Origin of the sequence: Trinickia sp. (assembly GCF_035492435.1) — a bacterium.
In the GTDB taxonomy this organism is placed as follows: Bacteria; Pseudomonadota; Gammaproteobacteria; order Burkholderiales; family Burkholderiaceae; genus Trinickia.
In genome coordinates, this window is record NZ_DATJJF010000015.1 from 1 (window position 1) to 6,080 (window position 6,080).

Here is a 6,080-nt window from a genome sequence, read left to right on the forward strand (position 1 = left end):
CGAGCGTGCAGGTGCAAAACAACCTGACCAACGTCACCAGCACCAACATGACGCAGGCGATCAGCCAACTCGAGGAGCTGCAAAACACACTGCAGGCGTCGCAGATGTCCTTTGCCAAAATCCAGGGGATGTCGCTCTTCCAGTATCTGAACGGCTAAGCAAATTGAAGCGGGCTGTATCTCATAGCCCGCGCCGCCGCGCGCTCAGTAGTTCAGTTAGTTCTGTCTCTACCTGAGCCCGGCGGCGACGCGTCCCATCGCGTCGATGCCCATGTCGAAGAGCTGACCGAAAATCGGAATAAGGTCGGGCAGCATGAGCTGCAGCAGCAACATGCCGACGAGTAACGTCGTCGCGAAGCCGATCTGAAAGACGCCGATCTGCGGCGCGGCGCGGTTCAGCATGCCGAGCAGCAAGTTCGTGATCAGCACCGCAATCACGATGGGCAACGACATCAGCAGCCCCGCCGAGAAGATCGTGCTGCTCCATCGCAAATACGTCATCAAGCCGGGTGTGCCGAGGAGACCGGCGGTGACCGGCGTCGACTGAAACGATTGGGCGATCGCGCTGATCACTTGAGCAGGGCCATCGAACGCGAGAAACGCCAGCATGGCCACTGTGTTCAAAAAGCTCGAGAGCACTTCGCTCGACGCATCCGAGCCGGGATCGAAAAACGTCGCAAAGCCGAGCCCCATCTGGAGGCCGACGAACGAGCCGGCCATTTCAACCGCGGCGAAAACGACCTGCATCGTGAGGCCGAGCACCACACCGATGATGACCTGGTTGACCATGATCCAGACGCCCGCTGCGGAAAAAGCGGTGACGGTGGGCAGGTCGGTCAGCGTCGGCGCCACGATCATCGTCACGAATGCGGCGAGTCCGATTTTGACGGTCGAGGGCAATGTCGCATACCCGAGAATCGGAGCCGTGGCGACCAGCGCCATGATGCGCGCGAACGGCCAAAGAAACGCCGTGATCCACGCGTTCAGCTGTGCGTAGGTGACTGACAACATCGCTATGCCCCGTGCCCGATTGCTTGATTGCGCGTTTCGCGCGCGTTATCCCGCAAGTGACGGAATGTTGGTCAACGCCTGCCGCAGAAAATCGAGCGCGGTCGCGAGCATCCACGGTCCTGCAATGACCAAGGTGAGCCCGACGGCGATCAGCTTTGGAATGAACGAGAGCGTCGATTCGTTGATCTGCGTCGCGGCCTGGAAGAAGCTGACGACAAGCCCGACTACGAGCGAGACGACCAGCGGCGGCCCGGCAAGGAGCAGCGCGACGAACATGGCACGGTGTGCCAGCGTGAGGACGGCTTCAGGCGTCATCGAGCGTTTCTCCTCGTCAGGCGAAGCTTTGAGCGAGCGAACCCAGGAGCAGTTGCCAACCGTCGACGAGCACGAACAGCATCAGCTTGAATGGCAACGAGATCGTCACCGGTGAAACCATCATCATACCCATCGACATCAGTACGCTCGCGACCACCATATCGATGATCAGGAACGGAATGAAGATGGTGAAGCCGATCTGGAAGCCCGTCTTGAGCTCGCTGGTCGCAAAGGCCGGCACGAGCAGCGAAAGCGGCACGTCTTCCGGGCCTTGCATCGGGGGCGCGTGCGCGATCCGCGCGAAGAGGGCGAGATCCGATTCGCGCGTTTGGCGCAGCATGAAGGTCTTGAACGGCGCAACGCCGCGTGCCACCGCCGTTTCCATCGGAATGGTGCCGTCGGAAAAAGGCTTGTAGCCGTCGGTGTAGGCCCGGTCGAGCACGGGCGACATCACGAAGAATGTCAGAAAGAGCGCGAGTCCGATCAGCACCTGATTCGGCGGCGTCGTCGTCGTGCCGAGTGCCTGACGCAACAGCGACAGCACAATGATGATGCGAGTGAAGCTCGACATCATCAGCAGCATGGCCGGCAAGAACGACAGCATCGTGAACAGCAGCATCGTCTGCACGGTCAGCGAGTACGTCGTGCCGCCGTTGGGGCCGGGGCTCGTAGTAAAGGCCGGCAAACCGCTCGCCTGGGCGAATGAGGACGATGGCGCGAGAAGACTCAACAAGAGCGGGAGCGCCGGTAGTGCAGCACGTGCGAGCCGCACGGCCCTTGATGCGAGGCGCGACGACATTACTTGCCTCCGGCGGACGACCGCGAAAAGCGTTTCTTGGCTTCGTCCGCTAGCGCGGCACGAAAGCGAGTGCCAAAGGTGCCCGTGGGGGCGGGGCCTGCGCCATCTGCTCCCCCTGCGCCGCTAGGGTCGCGTGAGGTGCCGGCCATAGCGTCGACCGAGCCCGCCGGTAGCGTATGCAGAAGACGGACGTTACCTGGGGCCGCACCTAGCACCAGCCAGGTATCGCCGATCTCGACGACAGCCACGCGCTCCTTGCCGCCGAGCGACAAGCTGCCCACCGTCCTGACAACGTTGCCGCGCATCGACGGCTGAAAGCCGAGGCGACGTGCGAGCCACGCGCAAGCGAAGACGAGGCCGATGACGACAGCCAGGCCGAGAAGCGTCTGCAGCAAAGCGCCCACGCCGAGCTGCGGTGCCGCGCTGCCAGCGCCGACGCTCGAGGCGATGTGCACGGCGTTGTTGACGGCGTTCAGATCCGCCGCGTGCGACCAAGCCGGCGCGGCGGCAAGCGTTGCGCCGAGCGCAAGCCAGAGCGCTGCGCGCAACGCGCGTAGTGCCGGCCGGCGCGGGACTTTCTTCATCGATTGAGCTTCCGAATGCGTTCGGACGGCGTAATGATGTCGGTCAGCCGGATGCCGAACTTGTCGTTGACGACGACGACTTCGCCCTGTGCGATGAGGCAGCCGTTCACGAGCACGTCCATCGGCTCGCCGGCGAGGCCATCCAACTCGACCACCGAGCCCTGCGCCAGCTGAAGCAGGTTGCGGATGGCGATTTTTGTGCGCCCGAGCTCCACCGTCATCTGCACGGGGATGTCGAGGATCATGTCGATGTCGTTGGGCGTCGACGCAGGCTGCACTTTTGACAGCGGCTGGAAGACGCCCGCCGCGGCGGCGGGCGGCTCGTTCGAATTCTGCTCGGCGAGCGCGCTCGCCCAGTCGTCGAGGCTGGTTTCGTCAGTAACGCCAAAGGCTGCCGCTTGTGCCTCGGCTTCGCGATTACCCTCGTTCGGCGTCGCGTTCACGTCACTCATATCCCGTGTCCTTCGTATCGGTGGCGCTGATCATTTTTTGAACGCGCAGCGCGTATTGGCCATTGAAAATTCCGTAACCGCATTCCATGACGGGCACGCCGTCGACCTTCGCGACGATGTTCTCGGGAATGTTGATCGGCAGCACGTCGTTGACGCGCATGTTGAGAATGTCTTCGAACGTCACTGGAATCGCGGCAAGATCGGCCGTGAGCACGACCTCCGCCGCCTGGACCTGCTGCGACAGCACACGCACCCAGCGCCGGTCGACTTCGAGCGCCTCGCCCTGGATGGGTGAGGACAGCACGTCGCGAATCGGCTCGACCATCGAGTACGGCATGCAGATATGGAGCGTGCCGCCCGTCGCGCCGAACTCGATCGAGAACTGCGTCACGATGACGATCTCGTTGGGCGTGGCGACGTTGGCGAACTGCGTGTGCATTTCCGAGCGCATGAACTCGAACTGCAGCGGCCGCACGCTCTTCCACGCGGCCGAGTAGTGTTCGAACACGAGGTTGAGCAGCTTGCTGATGATGCGCTGCTCGGTGGCCGTGAAGTCGCGGCCTTCGACGCGTGTATGAAAGCGCCCATCGCCGCCGAACAGATTGTCGACGACGAAGAAAACGAGATTCGGGTCGAAGACGAAGAGCGACGTGCCGCGCAACGGCTTCACGTGCACGAGATTCAGGTTCGTCGGAATCGGCAGGTTGCGCGTGAACTCGCTGTACTTCTGCACCTTCACCGGGCCGACCGAAATTTCGGCCGTGCGCCGCATGAAGTTGAAGATGCCGAGGCGCATCAAGCGGGCGAAACGCTCGTTGATGATCTCGAGGCCGGGCATCCGGCCGCGGACGATGCGCTCCTGTGTGGCGATGTTGTAGGGGCGTACGCTGACCTTATCGCCGTGCTCGGCGTCGCTGTCGGATTCGCCCGTAACGCCCTTGAGGAGTGCATCGACTTCCTCTTGGGACATGAACTCTTCGTGGCCCATCGCGCTTTTCGTCCCTTGTGTCGATTGATGTGATTAGCCGCGGCTGCGTGCCGAGTCAGCGGGAAGCCGCGACTCGGGCGCGGCCTGGTCGGCTACTGGACGACGAAATCCGTGAACAACACGTCCTCGACATGGATGGCCGGGGCGCCGGCGTCCGTCGGCTGCTCGATGAGGCCGATCAGCTCCTTCGCGAGCGCACGCTTGCCGTCGAGCGTCTCGAGGTCTTCAGGATGTTTGTTCGACAGGGCAAGCAGGATGCGGCTGCGGATTTCGGGCATGTGGTCGCTGAGGTGCGCCTGCATCTTGTCGTCGGCGAGCTTGAGCGTCAGTCCCACGCGCAGATAGTGATCGCTGTCGTCGGACAGCAGGTTCACCGTCATCGGCTCGAGCGGAACGAACACGGGCGGCGCTGGGGGGTGCACCGTAACCTTGCCCGGGTTCTTCGACAAGAAAAAGTACATGCCGCCCGCGGCAGCACCCGCTGCAACGAGCGCGATGAGAACGATCAGGGCGATGCGTTTCCATTTGCCCTTCCGGTCAGGGATGGCGATGGTCTCTTGAGCTGCGGTCGTGGATGCCATGACGATGCGTTGCGTGTGAGCGGTAGAGTGGATTGTTGGCCAAAGCCGTGCTCGGCGATAAGCCGAAAAGAAGGGACATTCGACGCCATCTCGCCCCTTTGGGGCTACGCCTTGCGATGCGCGCAGCCTTTCAGGCCGAAACGGAGTGCCGGCGGGGCCGTGCGTCGTTCAAGCGAAGGGGCGCCAACGGCACTGCCGCGAGTGTTAAATCAGGCGCCGCGTTACACAGGGGCACGACGCGAAGCCGACTTCGCTCGAATTCGATGCGCCTCCCGTGCCACGCAAAGCTTCGAACCCGCTGACGAGCTAAGGGGGCATAGCTGCAAGCAGCTCATGCCCATCCTCATGCGAACGTGTCGACGAGCCCCACCGTGCGTCGCTGAGGGATGGCGGTAGCCGTTGCGGTCGTCCCGCCGACGGCGTCGTCGCCCGCTGTTTGCCGTGAGCCGCTACGGCCACCGCCTTCCTGGCCCTGCTGTTGCGACTGCCGTGCGGCGCCATCGCTGACGCTTGCGCTGCCAAGGCCCAAGCCGCCCGATTCGAGCGCCTCGCGCAGTTTGGGCAGTGCCGCTTCGACGGCTTCGCGCACCTGCTGATGCTGCGAGACGAAGAGCGCATGCGCTTGGCTGCCCGCGACCTGAAGCACCACCTGTAGCGGACCGAGGTCGGGCGGGTTCAGCGTCAATTCAGCGCTTTGCTGATGGGCGCTCGAGAGGAACACGACTTTCTGGCTCAGCGCATCTTCCCAATCGGGGGTGCCGACGGTCGGCGCGAGCGAGGCGGCGGCTGCGGCTGCGCTTGTCGTGGCTGCAGCGCCGGAGGCGCTGGCTGTCTGCGCGCTCAATGCAGCTTGCGCGGCCTGTGACGATTGCGCTGCCGACAACGCCGCGCTTGCCCCATCGGCGGTGCTGTTGAGCGCCGTCAAGCCATCGGCGTCGCTCGCACCTGCGGCGAGCGACTGTGCCGCGCTGGCCGATAGGGCGCCGTCTTGCGCGGCCGCGCCGCCTTCGGCCTTGGCGGCAAGGGCGGCTGCATTTTCATTCAAATTGGCTGTTGCGCCGTTCCCGTTCTTCAGCGCGGCCATGCCCTTTGACGCTAGCGACCCGGAGCCGATGCCGTTGGTCAGGCCATGGCCGCCCATGCTGCCGGGCCCGTTTGCGTTACTGTTGGCGGCCAACGGGCTCGACGTCGCACCTACCGCGCCTTGGGCGCCCATTCCCGCGGCGAGCGCGGCGTCGATCGCATCGTGCACCGTCTTTGCCCCGCTGCCCGGCAGCTTCTTGCCTCCCGCTGCGCTGGTGCCGGCGAGCGTCGGGTCGCCAGCCGCACCGCCCGCTGCACTGTCGTCCGC

The 6,080-nt window shown here is 63.8% G+C and carries 8 protein-coding genes; all 8 read right to left on the reverse strand.

Annotated features, from left to right (window positions below):
- Positions 1 to 227 precede the first annotated feature (227 nt).
- On the reverse strand, positions 228 to 1,010 hold the full coding sequence (fliR, locus tag VL598_RS01340) for a flagellar biosynthetic protein FliR (protein ID WP_325324901.1): 783 nt from the start codon (positions 1,008 to 1,010) through the stop codon (positions 228 to 230).
- Positions 1,011 to 1,055: 45 nt separating this feature from the next.
- Complete coding sequence (gene fliQ / locus VL598_RS01345) at positions 1,056 to 1,325, reverse strand: flagellar biosynthesis protein FliQ (protein ID WP_325324902.1); 270 nt, start codon at positions 1,323 to 1,325, stop codon at positions 1,056 to 1,058.
- Between the two features lie 16 nt (positions 1,326 to 1,341).
- Positions 1,342 to 2,124 (reverse strand): flagellar type III secretion system pore protein FliP, encoded by a 783-nt coding sequence (gene fliP / locus VL598_RS01350; RefSeq protein WP_325324903.1) that lies wholly within the window; start codon positions 2,122 to 2,124, stop codon positions 1,342 to 1,344.
- Positions 2,124 to 2,708, reverse strand: coding sequence for a flagellar biosynthetic protein FliO (gene fliO / locus VL598_RS01355; protein WP_325324904.1), 585 nt, complete (start codon positions 2,706 to 2,708; stop codon positions 2,124 to 2,126). The genes fliP and fliO overlap by 1 nt, the downstream gene beginning before the upstream one ends.
- Positions 2,705 to 3,160, reverse strand: a complete 456-nt coding sequence (gene fliN, locus VL598_RS01360; RefSeq protein WP_325324905.1) for a flagellar motor switch protein FliN — start codon at positions 3,158 to 3,160, stop codon at positions 2,705 to 2,707. Before fliN ends, fliO begins: the two co-directional genes overlap by 4 nt.
- Positions 3,153 to 4,148: a flagellar motor switch protein FliM gene (gene fliM / locus VL598_RS01365; RefSeq protein ID WP_325324906.1), complete on the reverse strand. Its 996-nt coding sequence runs from the start codon at positions 4,146 to 4,148 to the stop codon at positions 3,153 to 3,155. Before fliM ends, fliN begins: the two co-directional genes overlap by 8 nt.
- 92 nt (positions 4,149 to 4,240) lie before the next feature.
- On the reverse strand, positions 4,241 to 4,729 hold the full coding sequence (gene fliL, locus VL598_RS01370) for a flagellar basal body-associated protein FliL (protein ID WP_325324907.1): 489 nt from the start codon (positions 4,727 to 4,729) through the stop codon (positions 4,241 to 4,243).
- A 343-nt stretch (positions 4,730 to 5,072) separates the two neighbouring features.
- A partial coding sequence (locus tag VL598_RS01375) for a flagellar hook-length control protein FliK (RefSeq protein WP_325324908.1) occupies positions 5,073 to 6,080 on the reverse strand: 1,008 nt, incomplete at its 5' end.